We start from the raw sequence: 14,506 nt of genomic DNA, 5'->3' as shown, positions 1-14,506 counted from the left end.
GGGGATTTTATCCAAAGATCAAATAAAATCCTTATTATGGATGTGAAAAATATACTTTAAAGGATGGTGACAAAATATCATTGCTTTATACATATAATTTAGGAAAGGATGTAGGAGATCAATATTATGATTAAAGAAGAAAAAAATTCTACTTTTGCGACGTTTCATCCCATAATTACATTTGTGTATTTTGCGGCGGTTATTGGAATAACTATGTTTTCAATGAATCCTATTTTTTTAGCAATGACATTTATCATATCATTTATTTATTCTGTTATGATTTATGGGCGTAATGCAATAAAATTAAACCTTAGTGTACTAGTACCTATAATGATAGTTACTATGATACTTAATCCTTTGTTCACACATAAGGGAAAGACTGTGCTGTTTTATCTTAATGGAAATGCTATGACATTAGAATCTATAATTTATGGATTAGCAGCAGCTACTATGTTAAGTAGTATGATAATTTGGTTCAGCTGTTTTAATAAAATGATGTCATCTGATAAATTTATTTATCTTTTTGGCAGAGTAGCACCTGCTATATCTTTAATATTATCTATGTGTTTTAGGTTTATTCCTATGTTAAAAAATAGATTTAAAGAAATATCAGAAGGGCAAAAATGTATGGGAAGAGATTTTTCAGGAGGAAGTTTAATAAAAAGAAGTAGGCAACTTTGTAAAGAAATATCTATCCTAATAGCTTGGTCTTTAGAAGTATCTATCGAAACATCTGATTCTATGGAAGCTAGAGGATATGGCTTAAAAGGAAGAACAAGCTTTAGTATTTTTAGGTTTGATAAAAGAGATGGAAGATTAATGAGCCTTATTATAATTTTATTTATAATAGTATTGGCTGGGTGTATGAAAGGTCAAAATAACATACTTTATTATCCTGAAGTTATTTTTACTCCTATCACTTCATTTTCTATAATAGTTATTATATCATACTTTTTATTGCTGTTATTACCTATCATAATTGATATACGAGGTGAACTAATGTGGAAACGATTGAGTTTAGAAATTTAAGCTTTAGATATCCTAATTGTGAGAATGATGCATTAAAAAAAATAAATTTAAAAATCGACACTTCTGACTTTATAGTTGTATCTGGAAAGTCAGGCTGTGGAAAGAGTACTCTTTTAAGACATCTAAAAAAGAATTTAACACCCTATGGAGAATTTCAAGGAGGGGTGTATTATAACGGAATAGAGATTTCTGATTTAGATGATAGAGTAAATGCTAGTGAAATAGGATTTGTTCAACAAAATCCTGATAATCAAATTGTAACCGATAAGGTTTGGCATGAGCTTGCTTTTGGTCTTGAAAGTTTAGGATATAATAGTAAGATAATTCGACGAAGAGTAGCGGAAATGGCAAGTTTTTTTGGGATACAGACATGGTTTAGAAAGGATGTATATGAACTTTCAGGTGGACAAAAACAGCTGCTTAATCTTGCATCAATAATGGCCATGCAACCTAAGGTTATAGTTCTAGATGAGCCTACATCACAATTAGATCCTATAGCATCAACAGATTTTTTAGAAACTATTAAAAAAATTAATAGAGAATTAGGAATTACCATAATAATTTCTGAACATAGATTAGAAGAAGTATTTCCTATGGCTAATAAAGTTATTGTTATGGACAATGGAGAAGTATCAGCTTATGATACTCCATATAAAATAGGAGAATTTTTAAGTAAAGGTAATAAAAGACATCCAATGTTTTCAGCTCTACCAGCTCCTATGAAAATTTACGCTGAGATTAAGCCAGAAGGGACATGCCCTATTACTGTTAGAGAAGGTAGGCTATGGCTTAACAATGTTTTAAAAGCTGGCATTAAAATAGATACTCTTAAGGATTGGAAACATGAAAATGAGTATCAAAAAGACAAGGATATTGCTATAGAATTATCAGAAGTATGGTTTAGATATGATAGAAATAGTCAAGACGTTGCAAAAGATTTGTCCTTAAAAGTTAACAAGGGAGAATTATTTTGTCTTGTAGGTGGAAATGGTGTAGGAAAGAGTACTGCACTAAAAATTATAATGGGGATAAACAAGCCTTATAGAGGCAAAGTTTTCATAAACAATAAAGAATTAAATAAGTATTCTAAAAAGGATCTCTTTAATGCAAATATAGGAGTAGTTCCTCAAAATCCACAGTCACTTTTTACGGAAATAAAGGTGGAAGAAGAATTATATGAGGCACTTATATATTCTAATATTAAAGAAGAAGAGAAACTGAAAAAAATAGATGATATATTGAATTTGTTACAGTTAGGACATTTAAGAAAGTCACATCCTTATGACTTAAGTGGAGGAGAACAACAACGCTTAGCTCTTGGAAAAATTTTGCTCACGAAGCCTAAGATACTTCTTTTAGATGAGCCTACAAAAGGGTTGGACCCATTTTTTAAGAGTATATTATCTGATATATTATGTAAATTAAAGGAAAAAGGAGTGACTATATTAATGGTTACTCATGATATTGAGTTCTGTGCAGAACATGGAGACACATGTGCTATGTTTTTTGATGGAGGTATAGTAACTCAAGATACCTCAAGGGCATTTTTTGGAGGAAATAACTTTTATACTACTTCTGCTAACAGAATGTCTAGACATGTGTTTAAAAATGCCATAACTTATAAGGATGTGGTTGATTTATGCGACAAAAATATGATGTAAATCAATATGAAAAGGCTAGAAAAAAAAGGACAAAATTAGCTGCGTTAATTATATTTATTTTAATACCTTTAACTATATTTATAGGGATTAAGTTTTTAGGAGACAAAAAATACTTAATTATTAGTTTATTAATAATAATATATACAATGATTCCGTTCTTTTTAGTATTTGAAAGAAGAAAACCTAAGGCTAGAGAACTTGTAATAATAGCTATGATGTCAGCTTTAACGGTATGTGGAAACATGGTTTGTTATATGATGGTTCCATTTCAAGCAGGAACAGCTTTGGTTATAATATCAGGAATAGCATTAGGACCAGAAGCAGGTTTTTTAGTAGGATCACTAGCTAGATTTTCTTCTAACTTTTTTCAAGGGCAAGGTCCTTGGACTCCATGGCAAATGTTTTGCTGGGGAATACTTGGGTTTTTATCCGGAATAATATTCAATAAAGTAGATATAGATAAGATAAAATCAAGGAGTTTCCAAATTGTAAAAGGTCCTGTGTTAACTATATTAATTTCAATATTAGTAGCATATTTTATACATATAAAATGGGGAGATGGAACATTTTTAGGATGGAAACTTTATGTGTTTGGTGCAATTGGTTTAATAATTGGACTTTTGATACAAAGAAAAAGACTTCCTATCGATGATATAACTTTATCTATATATGGATTTTTAACTACATTTATTATTTATGGTGGAATTATGAATATAGCAACAATGGTTATGGCTAGTGCAATACCTAATACAGGAATATCCATAAGTTTTAAATCATTAGCTGTGCTTTATATTTCAGGGACACCTTATGATGCAGTACATGGATTAGGAACAGCATTTTTTCTATTCTGGTTTGGAGAAAAGGTGATTCAAAAGATCGAAAGAATAAAAATAAAATATGGTATATATAGATAAAGATAAAAGGTTGTTATAAAAGTTTTTATAACAACCTTTTTTAGTTAAATGTGATTTGTTTGTAAATAAGCAAGAACTTCTGCAGCATTTTCGGCTGCCTTGACTTTATCATATACCTTATCAATGAATCCGTTTTTGATTATGTAAGTAGTGCGAACTACACCCATAGAAACCTTTCCATACAGTTTCTTTTCCTTATAAACATCATATGCATTTATAGCCTTTAATTCTGGGTCTGATAAAAGGATAAAAGGAAGCTCTTGTTTTGATGCAAAGTTAAAATGAGATTTTATACTGTCTTTGCTTATACCAATTACAGGAACATTAAGTTTTTCATACTCCATATAAGAATCTCTAAAACCGCATGCCTGCTTAGTACATCCAGGTGTTGAATCCTTTGGATAGAAATATAAAACTACAGTAGGATGTTTCTCTAAAATTCCACTTAATGAAACTTCATTTCCATTCTTATCTTGCAAAGTAAAATCAGGTGCTTTTACTCCAACTTCTAACATAAAAATCATCTCCTATCATTTATCTCACATCTCAATATTTAAATCAATATGGATGTGTATTATCCTTAAAAATTATTTTAGTATAAAAGGTAAATAATATCAATGTATCTCTACAATTAGATCAATAATATTATCACCAGATACATTGAATGTAGTTACATTTAAAAGTATTACAGCTATTGTATAACAAGTTACGTTTATAGTACTTCCTGATAAGTAAATAGTTGCACATAAAAAATTCGCAAATTCACGGATACCTTTTTAAATAGTATACAAACAAAGTTAAAGAAGTAATCTGAACTACTTATAATTATTCCATTAATCTAGTAATATATGAAATTTATATGTTAGGTCTCCTTTATTTTGAAGAGAATTTGTATGGAATTTGTAAAAAATATATGGACTGAAATTTAAAATATATATTATATGATTGAATTAAGAAGATTTTATTGGGAAAATCATTTGAAATCACTCTAAATCAATATGATATATAGATAAATTGAATAAGTATATTGGAAAAGTGAAAGAATTAAGAAAAAGAACTTCATAAATTCTTCATAACTTTCCTAAGTACTTCTTCATACTTAGAAAATAAAATTAAACTATAATCAAGAAAGGATTTTGGTAAAAATGAAATGTTTAATTATAGTTCCGGCTTACAACGAGGAGAAAAACATATATAAGGTTGTGAAAGATATAAAATACTTTAATCCTAATGTGGATATAGTTGTAGTTAATGATGGGTCAACAGACGATACTTATTTTGAAGCTAAACGTGCTGGAGCAAAAGTTATTGATTTAAAATATAATCTTGGAATAGGTGGAGCAGTCCAAACAGGATATATATATGCTCTAAATAAGGATTATGATTTAGCAGTTCAAATAGATGGCGATGGTCAGCATGATCCTAGAGATTTAGAAAAGCTTATAGAAAATATGAAAAATGATAAGTGTGATATGATAATTGGTTCAAGATTCATAGAGAAAACTGACTATAAGCCAAGTATATTTAGAAATGCAGGGATAAAGTATTTTTCAAAACTTGTATCACTGTTATGTGGAAGAGCTTATTATGACACAACATCTGGGTATAGAATGGTTGGTAAAAAAGGTATAAGACTTTTTGCTGAATATTATCCAGTAGATTATCCAGAGGTTGAAACCATAGTGTATGCATGTAAACATGGACTACAAGTTAAAGAAGTGGGAGTGAACATGCAGGCAAGGTGTCAAGGAAAATCATCTATAACACCTCTTAAATCTGTTTATTATATGATAAAGGTGACGATATCAACCTTATCGGCTGCACTTTCCAAAATTTCATTTTAGAAGGAGGATAAAATGTGAATGTACTTATATTGATAATTATAATAGAGAGCTTACTAATATTGGCAGTCGTATCACAGATGATTAAGGTAAAGAAAGTGATAAAAAGACTTATTCAGGAAAATGCAGTGATTTGGGAGTATTTGAAGGAGAAAAAGAATTAGATGATATATATATTATTAGGAATAAATATATTACTTTTAGCTACAGGACAGATATTGTGGAAACTTGGAACTATGAAGGTAAGTTTTACAGCTTCTTTTAAAGGTATAATGGAACTTATTTTTAACCCCTATATATTAGGGGGTGGGGGATTGTATGTAGTTGCCACAGTATTATGGCTTTATATATTAAGTAAAGCTGAACTAAGCAAAGTATATCCTATCCAGAGTTTATGTTATGTACTTGGAACTATGGCTGGAGTTTTTATATTCAATGAAAAATTTACAACTAACAAGTTTTTAGGATTAAGTTTTATAATACTTGGAGCTTTTTTTATAGCTAAAAATTAAGCTGAATAGGGGATGATATAGGGATGTTTTTACTGAGAAATGAAGATAAAAAAACAAAGTATTTTATAATGGGAATAATATCATGTTTTTTGATTTTTTCTTTAATAATAATATTTAGATGGGGGAATTCAACACTTTTAGGAAGCTTGGAAACTTTTGATAATGATGATGTAAAATATATAAGAAGTGCATGGACCTTAGTTGACAAGGGAGTCTTAACATATGAGGATACTGTTACACCTACTGTTTTTATAATGCCGGGACTTACATATGTTTTAGCTGGCTTTACATGGATTTTTGGAAAGATGAATGGAATAATAGCCTTTAGAGTTTTTCAAGTATTGCTCCAATGTGGCAGTTTGTATTTGCTATTTCTAATAGCTAGAAAGATATTCAATAGTAAGATAGCCATTATAGCATGTATCATTGATGCACTATATTTTGTTGAAACTTATGTTACTAGCTTAGTACTTATGGAGTGCTTGTTTAAGTTTTTATTTCTTTTATTAATTTATCTAAGCATATATGCTCTTAATGAAAAGAAAACAAAATTTTATATAGCAGCAGGATTTGTATGGGCTATTAGTTGTTTATTTAGGCCGCCTATCGCAATATATCCCCTAGTTATATTGATATTTTGGATTAAAAACAAATACGAAGTCAAAGACATGATAAAATATGCTACTATAGTTTTTATGATATTCTGCATAGTTATGAGTCCATGGTGGATTAGAAACTATAAAGAGTTTAGCACATTCATACCTTTTACAAAGGCATCAGGGAATCCATTTCTTCAAGGAACGTTTCCTAACTATGATGATAGCGATGAATTTGGGGTTCCTTATGAAACTGGAAGCGACTATATAGATAACGATGCGAAGCAAGTAAAGATGGGGCTAGAAAGATTAAAGATATATGGAACTAAGGAACCATTAAAGTATTTCTTATGGTACACTGTAGGAAAGACTATAAAGCTTTGGGAATCACCATTTTATTGGAATGGAGTAAAAGGAATGGCAATATCAGCGATATGGCATTATATGATTCTTGTAACAGGAGCTCTTGGAATTGGTTTATATTTTAGGAAAAGGGAAAATAAGATGGCAGGCTTTGTACTTTCTATAATAGTTGTATTAAATATAAGTTATCTTCCGTATTTTACATTTAGTAGATATGCATATCCTCTTATGCCTCTTGTTATGATTTTTTCAGCGAATTTCTTTTATAGGATTTTACAAAGATGGAGGGAAAATAATGGGGAGAGATTTTACAATACTGATTGTTGATGATGAAGATGATATAAGGGATATGATAGAGATTTATTTAATTAATGAAGGTTTTAATGTACTTAAAGCTCAAGATGGACTAGAAGCATTAGAGGTTCTAAAAGCTAAAGAGGTAGACCTTATTGTCCTTGATATAATGATGCCGAAGATGGATGGAATAAGAACCTGTCTTAAGGTAAGAGAAGATAAAAAGCTACCAATAATAATGCTATCAGCTAAGGGTCGGGATAGTGATAAGATTTTAGGACTTAATATAGGAGCGGATGATTATGTGACAAAGCCATTCAATCCATTAGAGCTTATAGCAAGAATAAAATCACAGCTTAGAAGGGTGACCACATTTAATGAAAACAGTGAAAGTTACGAAAATGAGATAAAAATAGGTGAGATTAGGATAAATCTAAATAGTAGGGAGGTTTTCGTAGAGGATAACTTCGTAAGATTAACTCCAAGAGAATTTGATATATTAGTTGTATTGGCAGAAAATAGAGGTCATGTACTAAGTACAGAGCAGATATATGAAAAAGTCTGGAAAGAACCTTTTTATAATGCAGATAACACAGTAGCTGTTCATATAAGAAATATAAGAGAAAAAATAGAGATAGACCCAAAGAATCCTCAATACATAAAACTTGTATGGGGGGTTGGCTACAAAATTGAAAAGTAAGAATATAAAGATCAACATAAGCTTAAAACAGAAGCTTTTGATGATAAATATAATTGTAGTTCTAATCATACTTATTGCAACGTCTTTTGGGATTTTTACACTTAGAAACGAGGCAAACTTATCAACAATAATAAGTGATTTCAATCAGCTTTATACAGAAGCTGCTAGATATATAAACAAAAATGATTATAATTCAGAAAATTATCTTAACAAATTATCTGCATATAGAAAAGCTAAGATGGCTATAGTTGATAAAAACGGAAATATAATTATGAAATCAAATAATGTAACAGAAGATCATATTGATATGGAATATATGAGAAGAGTGTTTCAAGAAGGTATAAAGGATGGCAATCTGTATCAGCGTTATAATATATATATAAACAACAAAGAGGAAATCCTTTTTATATGGAAAGAGTTTAGGACTCCAAGCAAAGGAATACAAAATTTTTTAATCATAACTTTAACATCTGTAATAATAGCTATGACAATTTTATATTATTTTATAAACAAAAAAGTAGCTTATATAAAAGAATTGTCAAATGGAGCAAAGGAATTTTCTAATGGAAATTTAAATTATACACTAAAAGAAATTGGAAGAGATGAATTACAGTTATTAGCTGAATCTATGAATTCAATGGCTAAAAATCTAGAAGAAAAGATAGAGAAAGAGAGGGAAGAGGAGAGATTCAAAACAGAACTGATAACAAATGTTTCTCATGATTTAAGAACACCCTTAACATCTCTTATCGGATATCTTCAACTTTTAGATAATCCAAAGATAAATGATGAGGACAAGCTTAAGTATATTAGGATTTCTATAGATAAGTCTTACAAACTAAAGAGCCTTATAGAAGATCTTTTTGAATACTCTAAGCTTGAATGTAAACATATAAAATTGGAAAAGTCAGAGTCAAATATAATAGAAATAATAGAACAGAGTATAGGAGAATCATTTATAGAGGCACAGAAGAAGGATATGTTTTTTTATAAAGATTTTTCAACTTACGATATAAAGATTTCAATAGATTCAGAGAAGATAGGGAGAGTATTCGAAAATCTCATAAGCAATAGCATAAAATATGGACGAGATGGCACAAAAATAGATATACATGTAGATGAGGATGAAAGTGAAGTTAATATTAAAATAAAAAATTATATGGAAAAAGATGAATTTGATGATATAAAATCGGTGTTTAATAGATTTTATAGAGGGGATGTTTCCAGAAATTCTAAAATTGATGGGTCAGGACTAGGTCTTGCTATAGCTAAAGATATAATAGAACTCCATGAAGGTAAGATATGGGCGGAAAGTAAAGATAATATTTTTAGCATAAATATAAAATTGAAAAAGTAAATCAAGATATTTTTAACTTATATCTAAAGACTTATGTTTAGATTTATAGAAACTAAAAGGAGTCATCTAAATTTTAGATGATCCCTTTGTTTTAATAAATTTTATTATCTTTATAAAAGTCGATACTACAACAACACCAAAGGCTATTATTGCAGCAGATCCCAAAGTTGTAAGTATCACATCCCAAGTTTTCTGAGAATAACCTTGAACTGCTGCATACATAGTGTAGTACATGGCTCCTCCGGGAACTAGAGGAATTAAAGAACCTATGAGAAATACAGTTACAGGTGTCTTGAACTTTCTTGCGCATATTTCTGAATAAGCGCTTATACAGATTGATGCAAGAAATAAAGCAGGTATTATAGACATATTTAAGCCAACAAAAATTTTATATACAAGCCAACCTATACCACCACCTATAGCAGATAAAAGTAAGTTTTTGCCTCTTACATTAAAAAGTACACCTATTCCCAAAACACCTACAGCTGCAGCTAAGACTTCTTTTAACATATTATATACCTCCCATATGAATCTTTAGTAGGAAGATAGCAGCTGTTCCTAAGGCAATTGAAATCGCAACTAAAAATGCTTCAGCACCACGAGTAAGACCAGCTACTAAATCTCCGTGCATTGTATCCCTTATAGCATTGGTTATTAAAAGTCCTGGAACTAAAAGCATTATAGCTCCTATGGTAATAGTATCCACATTATCTCCAAGACCGAAATGGACAGAAGATATAGCCATTATTGCACCAAGCATCCCACTTAAAGCATTTACAAAGTACTGATTTAAATTTATACGTCCGCACCATACAGCTACAAATCTTAAAAGTATACCTATGAAAAAGGTACAAATAAAGTCGTGAAAAGTACTTCCAAATAGTATAGAAAAGCATGAAGCTGCTAAAGCAGCAGAAAATAGCTTTGTTTTATTATTATATCCTGTTATTGAATTAATCTCATCCAGCTGAGCTTCAAAGTCATCTAAAGAATATGCCTTTACAGCTAAATTCCTTGATAAGGTATTTATTCTAGAAACTTTCTCTAAATCCCAAGACATAGTTTTAACTCTTTTTACGTAGGTTTGAGTATTACAATACTTAGAACTTACAGAAACCATTATTCCAGTTGGAAGAACAAGACTTTCAGCATTTTTTATTCCGTAAGCATTACATATTCTTATTATAGTTTCCTCAGTCCTAAAAATCTCACCTCCGCTTTCGAGCATTATTTGACCTGCGTAAACTGCAAGGCGAAGAATTCTATCTATATCCAAGTTTTCCACCACCTTAAATGATACAAAATAATCTTCTTTTTTATATTATTTCAACTTTATAAAATAATACCTTTTCTAAAAAAATAAATCAATAATAATAGAGAAAAATGTGGATTATAGAAATAAAATTTTGATTAATTGGAAAATATATGTTGACATAGAAGAAGATATAGTATAAAATTTAATTAATAAATAATTATTATTAGTTAATAATTGAGATGGATGTAAAGAGGAAAGGGGATATTATGATGGAGTTAAAAGGATCAAAGACTGAAAAGAATTTAATGGAGGCTTTTGCTGGAGAATCACAAGCAAGAAATAAATATACTTATTTTGCATCAAAAGCTAAGAAAGATGGATATGTTCAAATATCTCAAATTTTCCAAGAAACTGCAGATAATGAAAAAGAGCACGCAAAAATTTGGTTTAAGCTATTAAATGACGGAATCGGATCAACTATGGAAAATTTAAAAGCAGCTGCAGAAGGTGAAAATTATGAATGGACAGATATGTATGCTAAATTTGCTCAAGAAGCTCATGAAGAAGGTTTTGAAGAAATAGCATACTTATTTGAAGGTGTAGCTAAGATAGAAAAGGAACACGAAGAGAGATATAAGAAACTTCTTCAAAACTTAGAAGATGGAAGCGTATTTAAAAAAGAAGAAAAATCAGTATGGCAATGTCTAAATTGTGGATTTATATATGAAGGTGAAGAGGCACCAGAAAAATGTCCAATCTGTGCTCATCCAAAGTCATATTTCCAATTAAGAAATATAAATTACTAAGAAAAGAATTCAAGCAAAATGTTGTCTATACTTTATAGACGACATTTTGTTTGTTTTTAAAGAAAAATATGAACATTCTATAAAATTGTATGTTATAAGGAAATATATTTACTTACAAATTTACACAAAATATAGTATACTAGTATCTAAGAAAGAAAAGAGATGAAAGAGAAGGATAAAATGGTGAGTTATTTTGAGAATATACCACAACCAATATCAACGGATGATGTATATAAAAGTATAAAAAAAAGAATATTAAAATTAGATTTAGAGCCTGGACAAAAAGTTAGCGAAAATCAAATGTGCCAAGAATATAATGTGTCTAGATCAGTTATAAGAACTGTATTTACTAGACTAAATCAACTAAAACTTGTTGAAGTATATCCTCAAAGAGGGACATATGTAAGTCTAATTGATTTAGATCATATAGAAAGTCTTTTGATGCTTAGAACTGCTGTTGAAAAGGAAGTTTTATATGAGATGTTTTGTAAATTAGGAAAAGCGGATAGAATGGCTTTAGTAGAAAGGCTAGAAGAGAATTTAAATAGACAGAAAAAGTATGATAATTATAAAAATTATGAGATAGAGTTCCAAAATCTTGATTCGGAATTTCATAAAATACTATTAGATAGTGTGAAAAGATATAAATTATTAGAGCTTTTAAATGATCAAATGGTACATATAGCTAGATGGAGAAACTTTAATGTTGCAGCAGAAGATAGAATGCATGAACTTATTGAAGAACATAGAAATATAATTGAATCTATAAGAAATGATGATCTTATTGCCGCACAGGAAAATATAGCGAAACATTTAAATACTATATCACGAAGTAATGATAAGGTAAAATTGCAATATCCTCAATATTTTATCAAGTAAATTTGTGAGAATATACAAAAAAGTGTATTTTTACTGTTGCTTATTTACTTTTTATTCAAAGATTGATATCATGGGTTTGTGGAATTGATTATTCAAGTAGTCAATTGTGCAAGCTTTTTTTGTTAATAAAGAAAAGTATTATTTTTTGCTACATCTTGTATACTAGCATACTTAGATTCAAGAATACATGTGGCAAATTTAATTTTGCTCAACTTTGTTAAAAATGTACCAAAGTATTTTACAAATTATAGATAAGGAGGGGAATAATATATATACTTTAGGAATTGACATAGGGTCTACCACATCAAAAGCAGTTATTTTAAAAGATGGAAAAGATATAGTAGCTTCCACTATAATCGTAGCGGGTACTGGTACTGTTGGGCCGCAAAAGGCTATGGATGAAATTTTTCAAAAATCAAAGATTTCTCGAGAAAATATCGATTACATAGTAGCCACTGGATATGGAAGAAAAACCTTTAAGGGGGCAGATTATGAAGTGAGTGAGCTCACTTGCCATGCAAAAGGAGTTAATTTTTTGTTTCCAGAAGTTAGAACAATTATCGATATAGGAGGGCAAGATGCTAAGGTTCTTTCCATAAATGCAGAAGGAAAGATGGTTAATTTTTTAATGAACGATAAGTGCGCTGCAGGTACAGGAAGATTCTTAGATGTAATGGCAAATATTTTGCAATTAGATATTAATGAACTAGAAGTTGAAGCAGCAAAGTCAGATAAGCCAGTAAAGATATCTAGTACATGCACTGTATTTGCAGAATCAGAGGTTATTTCACAACTTGCAATGGGAGTTCATATACCTGATTTAGTTGCAGGAATTTGTGAATCAGTGGCATGTAGAGTTGCATCCTTAGCAAAAAGAATAGGTATAAGAGAAACAGTGTGTATGAGCGGCGGTGTTGCACAAAATGGGGGAGTACGTAAGGCTCTAGAAAAAGAACTTGGAGTTACAATTGCTTACTCAGAAAAAGCTCAGCTTATGGGAGCTTTAGGCGCAGCACTGTATGCCTATGATAAATTAAATTAAAATTAAAGGAGGTCTTCTTAATGGGAGAAGGGGTTCAAAAACCAAAGTTCAAGCCGGATCCAAACTCAGCAAAGTATAAACTTGGTGAAATAATTGTAAACCACTACAAGGAAGTGCAAGAAGCAAAGGATAATGGAGAAAAAATAGGATGGTGTGCAAGTAACTTTCCGCAAGAGATATTTCAAACTTTAGGAATAAAGGTTTGTTACCCAGAAAATCAAGCAGCTGCAATTGCGGCAAGAGGTGCTGGAGAGAAACTTTGTAATATATCAGAAGCAGATGGATATTCTAATGATATTTGTGCATATGCAAGAATTAGTCTTGCTTATATGAAAATCAAAGATGCACCAGAACAGAATATGCCTCAGCCAGATTTTGTTCTTTGTTGTAACAACATTTGCAACTGTATGATTAAATGGTATGAAAATATAGCAAAAGAATTAAACATACCAATGATTTTAATTGATATTCCATTCAACCCTGATTATGAGGTATCAGATGCACAAATAGCTTATGTTAAGGGACAATTTTTAGCAGCAATTAAACAGCTAGAAGAGATAACAGGTAAGAAATGGTCTGATGAAAAGTTTAAGGAAGTTATGGAAGTTTCAAATCGTACTTCTAGAGCTTGGTTAGAAGCTACTTCTTATACAAAATATACACCATCTCCATTAAATGGATTTGACTTATTAAACCATATGGCTGTAGCTGTATGTGCTAGAGGTACTGTAGCAGCAGCAGACGCATTTGAAACTTTACTTGAAGAGTATAAGGCAGCTGTTGAAAATGGTACAAGCACTTTTAGAGGAGAAGAAAAACATAGAATAATGTTCGAAGGTATAGCATGTTGGCCACATCTTCGTGCCACAGCTACTGGATTAAAATCTAGAGGAATAAATATGGTAGCTACAATTTATGCAGATGCATTCGGATTTATATATGATGATTTTGATGGACTTATAAGAGCATATTGTAGAGTTCCAAATTCTATAAATCTAGAGCTTGCTCGTGACAAGAGAGAAGCTATTGTAAAGAAAACTAAAGCAGAGGGACTATTAGTTCATACAAATCGTTCTTGTAAACTTTGGAGTGGATTTATGTATGAGATGAGCCGTCAAATAGGAGAAGATTGTGAAATTCCTGTAACATCTTTTGACGGAGACCAAGCAGATCCTCGTAATTTCTCAGAAGCACAATATGAAACTCGTGTTCAAGGTTTAGCTGAAATTATGGATGCAAATAAGGGAGGTAAATAAT

At 30.4% G+C, this 14,506-nt stretch carries 16 protein-coding genes; 13 read left to right on the top strand and 3 right to left on the bottom strand.

Annotated features, from left to right (window positions below):
* The first annotated feature begins 126 nt into the window (after positions 1-126).
* The 3 genes from KQH81_RS14495 to KQH81_RS14485 are packed head-to-tail and all read left to right on the top strand — an operon-like array spanning position 127 to position 3,604.
* Positions 127-1,029 carry an energy-coupling factor transporter transmembrane component T gene (locus KQH81_RS14495; protein WP_074846420.1) on the top strand — a complete coding sequence of 301 codons (903 nt, stop codon included), beginning with the start codon at positions 127-129 and terminating at the stop codon, positions 1,027-1,029.
* Entirely contained in the window at positions 1,002-2,690 is a 1,689-nt protein-coding gene (locus KQH81_RS14490) for an ABC transporter ATP-binding protein (RefSeq protein ID WP_074846423.1), read from the top strand. The genes KQH81_RS14495 and KQH81_RS14490 overlap by 28 nt, the downstream gene beginning before the upstream one ends.
* A complete protein-coding gene (locus tag KQH81_RS14485; protein WP_027637658.1) occupies positions 2,669-3,604 on the top strand; it encodes an ECF transporter S component in 936 nt (311 codons plus the stop codon). The genes KQH81_RS14490 and KQH81_RS14485 overlap by 22 nt, the downstream gene beginning before the upstream one ends.
* 44 nt (positions 3,605-3,648) lie before the next feature.
* Here the strand turns inward: KQH81_RS14485 and bcp are convergent, their stop codons facing one another.
* Positions 3,649-4,119 (bottom strand): thioredoxin-dependent thiol peroxidase, encoded by a 471-nt coding sequence (bcp, locus tag KQH81_RS14480; RefSeq protein WP_027637657.1) that lies wholly within the window; start codon positions 4,117-4,119, stop codon positions 3,649-3,651.
* Positions 4,120-4,749: 630 nt separating this feature from the next.
* On the opposite strand from bcp, the gene KQH81_RS14475 reads away from it, so the two are divergent.
* Genes KQH81_RS14475 through KQH81_RS14450 form a run of 6 tightly spaced genes read left to right on the top strand, consistent with a single transcriptional unit; the run spans position 4,750 to position 9,267 of the window.
* A complete protein-coding gene (locus tag KQH81_RS14475) occupies positions 4,750-5,448 on the top strand; it encodes a glycosyltransferase family 2 protein (RefSeq protein ID WP_074846426.1) in 699 nt (232 codons plus the stop codon).
* A gap of 14 nt (positions 5,449-5,462) precedes the next feature.
* A complete protein-coding gene (locus KQH81_RS14470) occupies positions 5,463-5,609 on the top strand; it encodes a hypothetical protein (RefSeq protein ID WP_168972597.1) in 147 nt (48 codons plus the stop codon).
* Positions 5,610-5,957, top strand: coding sequence for an EamA family transporter (locus KQH81_RS14465; protein ID WP_027637655.1), 348 nt, complete (start codon positions 5,610-5,612; stop codon positions 5,955-5,957).
* 23 nt (positions 5,958-5,980) lie between these two features.
* Positions 5,981-7,243 (top strand): ArnT family glycosyltransferase, encoded by a 1,263-nt coding sequence (locus KQH81_RS14460; RefSeq protein WP_230028446.1) that lies wholly within the window; start codon positions 5,981-5,983, stop codon positions 7,241-7,243.
* Positions 7,212-7,910, top strand: coding sequence for a response regulator transcription factor (locus tag KQH81_RS14455; protein ID WP_074846433.1), 699 nt, complete (start codon positions 7,212-7,214; stop codon positions 7,908-7,910). Before KQH81_RS14460 ends, KQH81_RS14455 begins: the two co-directional genes overlap by 32 nt.
* Positions 7,900-9,267, top strand: a complete 1,368-nt coding sequence (locus tag KQH81_RS14450) for a HAMP domain-containing sensor histidine kinase (protein ID WP_074846435.1) — start codon at positions 7,900-7,902, stop codon at positions 9,265-9,267. Before KQH81_RS14455 ends, KQH81_RS14450 begins: the two co-directional genes overlap by 11 nt.
* Positions 9,268-9,333: 66 nt before the next feature.
* Here the strand turns inward: KQH81_RS14450 and KQH81_RS14445 are convergent, their stop codons facing one another.
* Together KQH81_RS14445 and KQH81_RS14440 are read right to left on the bottom strand one after the other, a co-directional pair.
* Positions 9,334-9,777, bottom strand: coding sequence for a threonine/serine exporter family protein (locus tag KQH81_RS14445; RefSeq protein WP_230028445.1), 444 nt, complete (start codon positions 9,775-9,777; stop codon positions 9,334-9,336).
* 1 nt (position 9,778) lies between these two features.
* A complete protein-coding gene (locus KQH81_RS14440) occupies positions 9,779-10,543 on the bottom strand; it encodes a threonine/serine exporter family protein (protein ID WP_027637650.1) in 765 nt (254 codons plus the stop codon).
* A 245-nt stretch (positions 10,544-10,788) separates the two neighbouring features.
* On the opposite strand from KQH81_RS14440, the gene rbr reads away from it, so the two are divergent.
* The 4 genes from rbr (at position 10,789) to KQH81_RS14420 (ending at position 14,505) form a co-directional block, all read left to right on the top strand.
* Positions 10,789-11,328: a rubrerythrin gene (rbr, locus tag KQH81_RS14435; RefSeq protein ID WP_074846437.1), complete on the top strand. Its 540-nt coding sequence runs from the start codon at positions 10,789-10,791 to the stop codon at positions 11,326-11,328.
* Between the two features lie 162 nt (positions 11,329-11,490).
* Positions 11,491-12,207, top strand: a complete 717-nt coding sequence (locus tag KQH81_RS14430) for a GntR family transcriptional regulator (RefSeq protein WP_081670174.1) — start codon at positions 11,491-11,493, stop codon at positions 12,205-12,207.
* 223 nt (positions 12,208-12,430) lie between these two features.
* Positions 12,431-13,249 (top strand): acyl-CoA dehydratase activase, encoded by an 819-nt coding sequence (locus KQH81_RS14425; RefSeq protein WP_206153186.1) that lies wholly within the window; start codon positions 12,431-12,433, stop codon positions 13,247-13,249.
* A 20-nt stretch (positions 13,250-13,269) separates the two neighbouring features.
* Positions 13,270-14,505, top strand: coding sequence for a 2-hydroxyacyl-CoA dehydratase subunit D (locus tag KQH81_RS14420; RefSeq protein WP_027637646.1), 1,236 nt, complete (start codon positions 13,270-13,272; stop codon positions 14,503-14,505).
* Position 14,506 lies beyond the last annotated feature (1 nt).

The sequence above is a fragment of the Clostridium cadaveris genome (assembly GCF_020911725.1).
In the GTDB taxonomy this organism is placed as follows: domain Bacteria; phylum Bacillota; class Clostridia; order Clostridiales; family Clostridiaceae; genus Clostridium_X; species Clostridium_X cadaveris.
Note: the sequence above shows the minus strand (reverse complement) of the source record. Positions and strands in the feature narration are given on the sequence as shown.

Bases quoted from the DNA above. Each gene is read 5' to 3' on its own strand.
- KQH81_RS14430 (WP_081670174.1), top strand. From the start codon at position 11,491: ATGAAAGAGAAGGATAAAATGGTGAGTTATTTTGAGAATATACCACAA.
- KQH81_RS14420 (WP_027637646.1), top strand. From the start codon at position 13,270: ATGGGAGAAGGGGTTCAAAAACCAAAGTTCAAGCCGGATCCAAACTCA.
- KQH81_RS14465 (WP_027637655.1), top strand. From the start codon at position 5,610: ATGATATATATATTATTAGGAATAAATATATTACTTTTAGCTACAGGA.
- KQH81_RS14495 (WP_074846420.1), top strand. From the start codon at position 127: ATGATTAAAGAAGAAAAAAATTCTACTTTTGCGACGTTTCATCCCATA.
- KQH81_RS14425 (WP_206153186.1), top strand. From the start codon at position 12,431: ATGTACCAAAGTATTTTACAAATTATAGATAAGGAGGGGAATAATATA.
- bcp (WP_027637657.1), bottom strand. From the start codon at position 4,119: ATGTTAGAAGTTGGAGTAAAAGCACCTGATTTTACTTTGCAAGATAAG.
- KQH81_RS14460 (WP_230028446.1), top strand. From the start codon at position 5,981: ATGTTTTTACTGAGAAATGAAGATAAAAAAACAAAGTATTTTATAATG.
- rbr (WP_074846437.1), top strand. From the start codon at position 10,789: ATGATGGAGTTAAAAGGATCAAAGACTGAAAAGAATTTAATGGAGGCT.
- KQH81_RS14455 (WP_074846433.1), top strand. From the start codon at position 7,212: ATGGGGAGAGATTTTACAATACTGATTGTTGATGATGAAGATGATATA.
- KQH81_RS14485 (WP_027637658.1), top strand. From the start codon at position 2,669: ATGCGACAAAAATATGATGTAAATCAATATGAAAAGGCTAGAAAAAAA.
- KQH81_RS14445 (WP_230028445.1), bottom strand. From the start codon at position 9,777: ATGTTAAAAGAAGTCTTAGCTGCAGCTGTAGGTGTTTTGGGAATAGGT.
- KQH81_RS14475 (WP_074846426.1), top strand. From the start codon at position 4,750: ATGAAATGTTTAATTATAGTTCCGGCTTACAACGAGGAGAAAAACATA.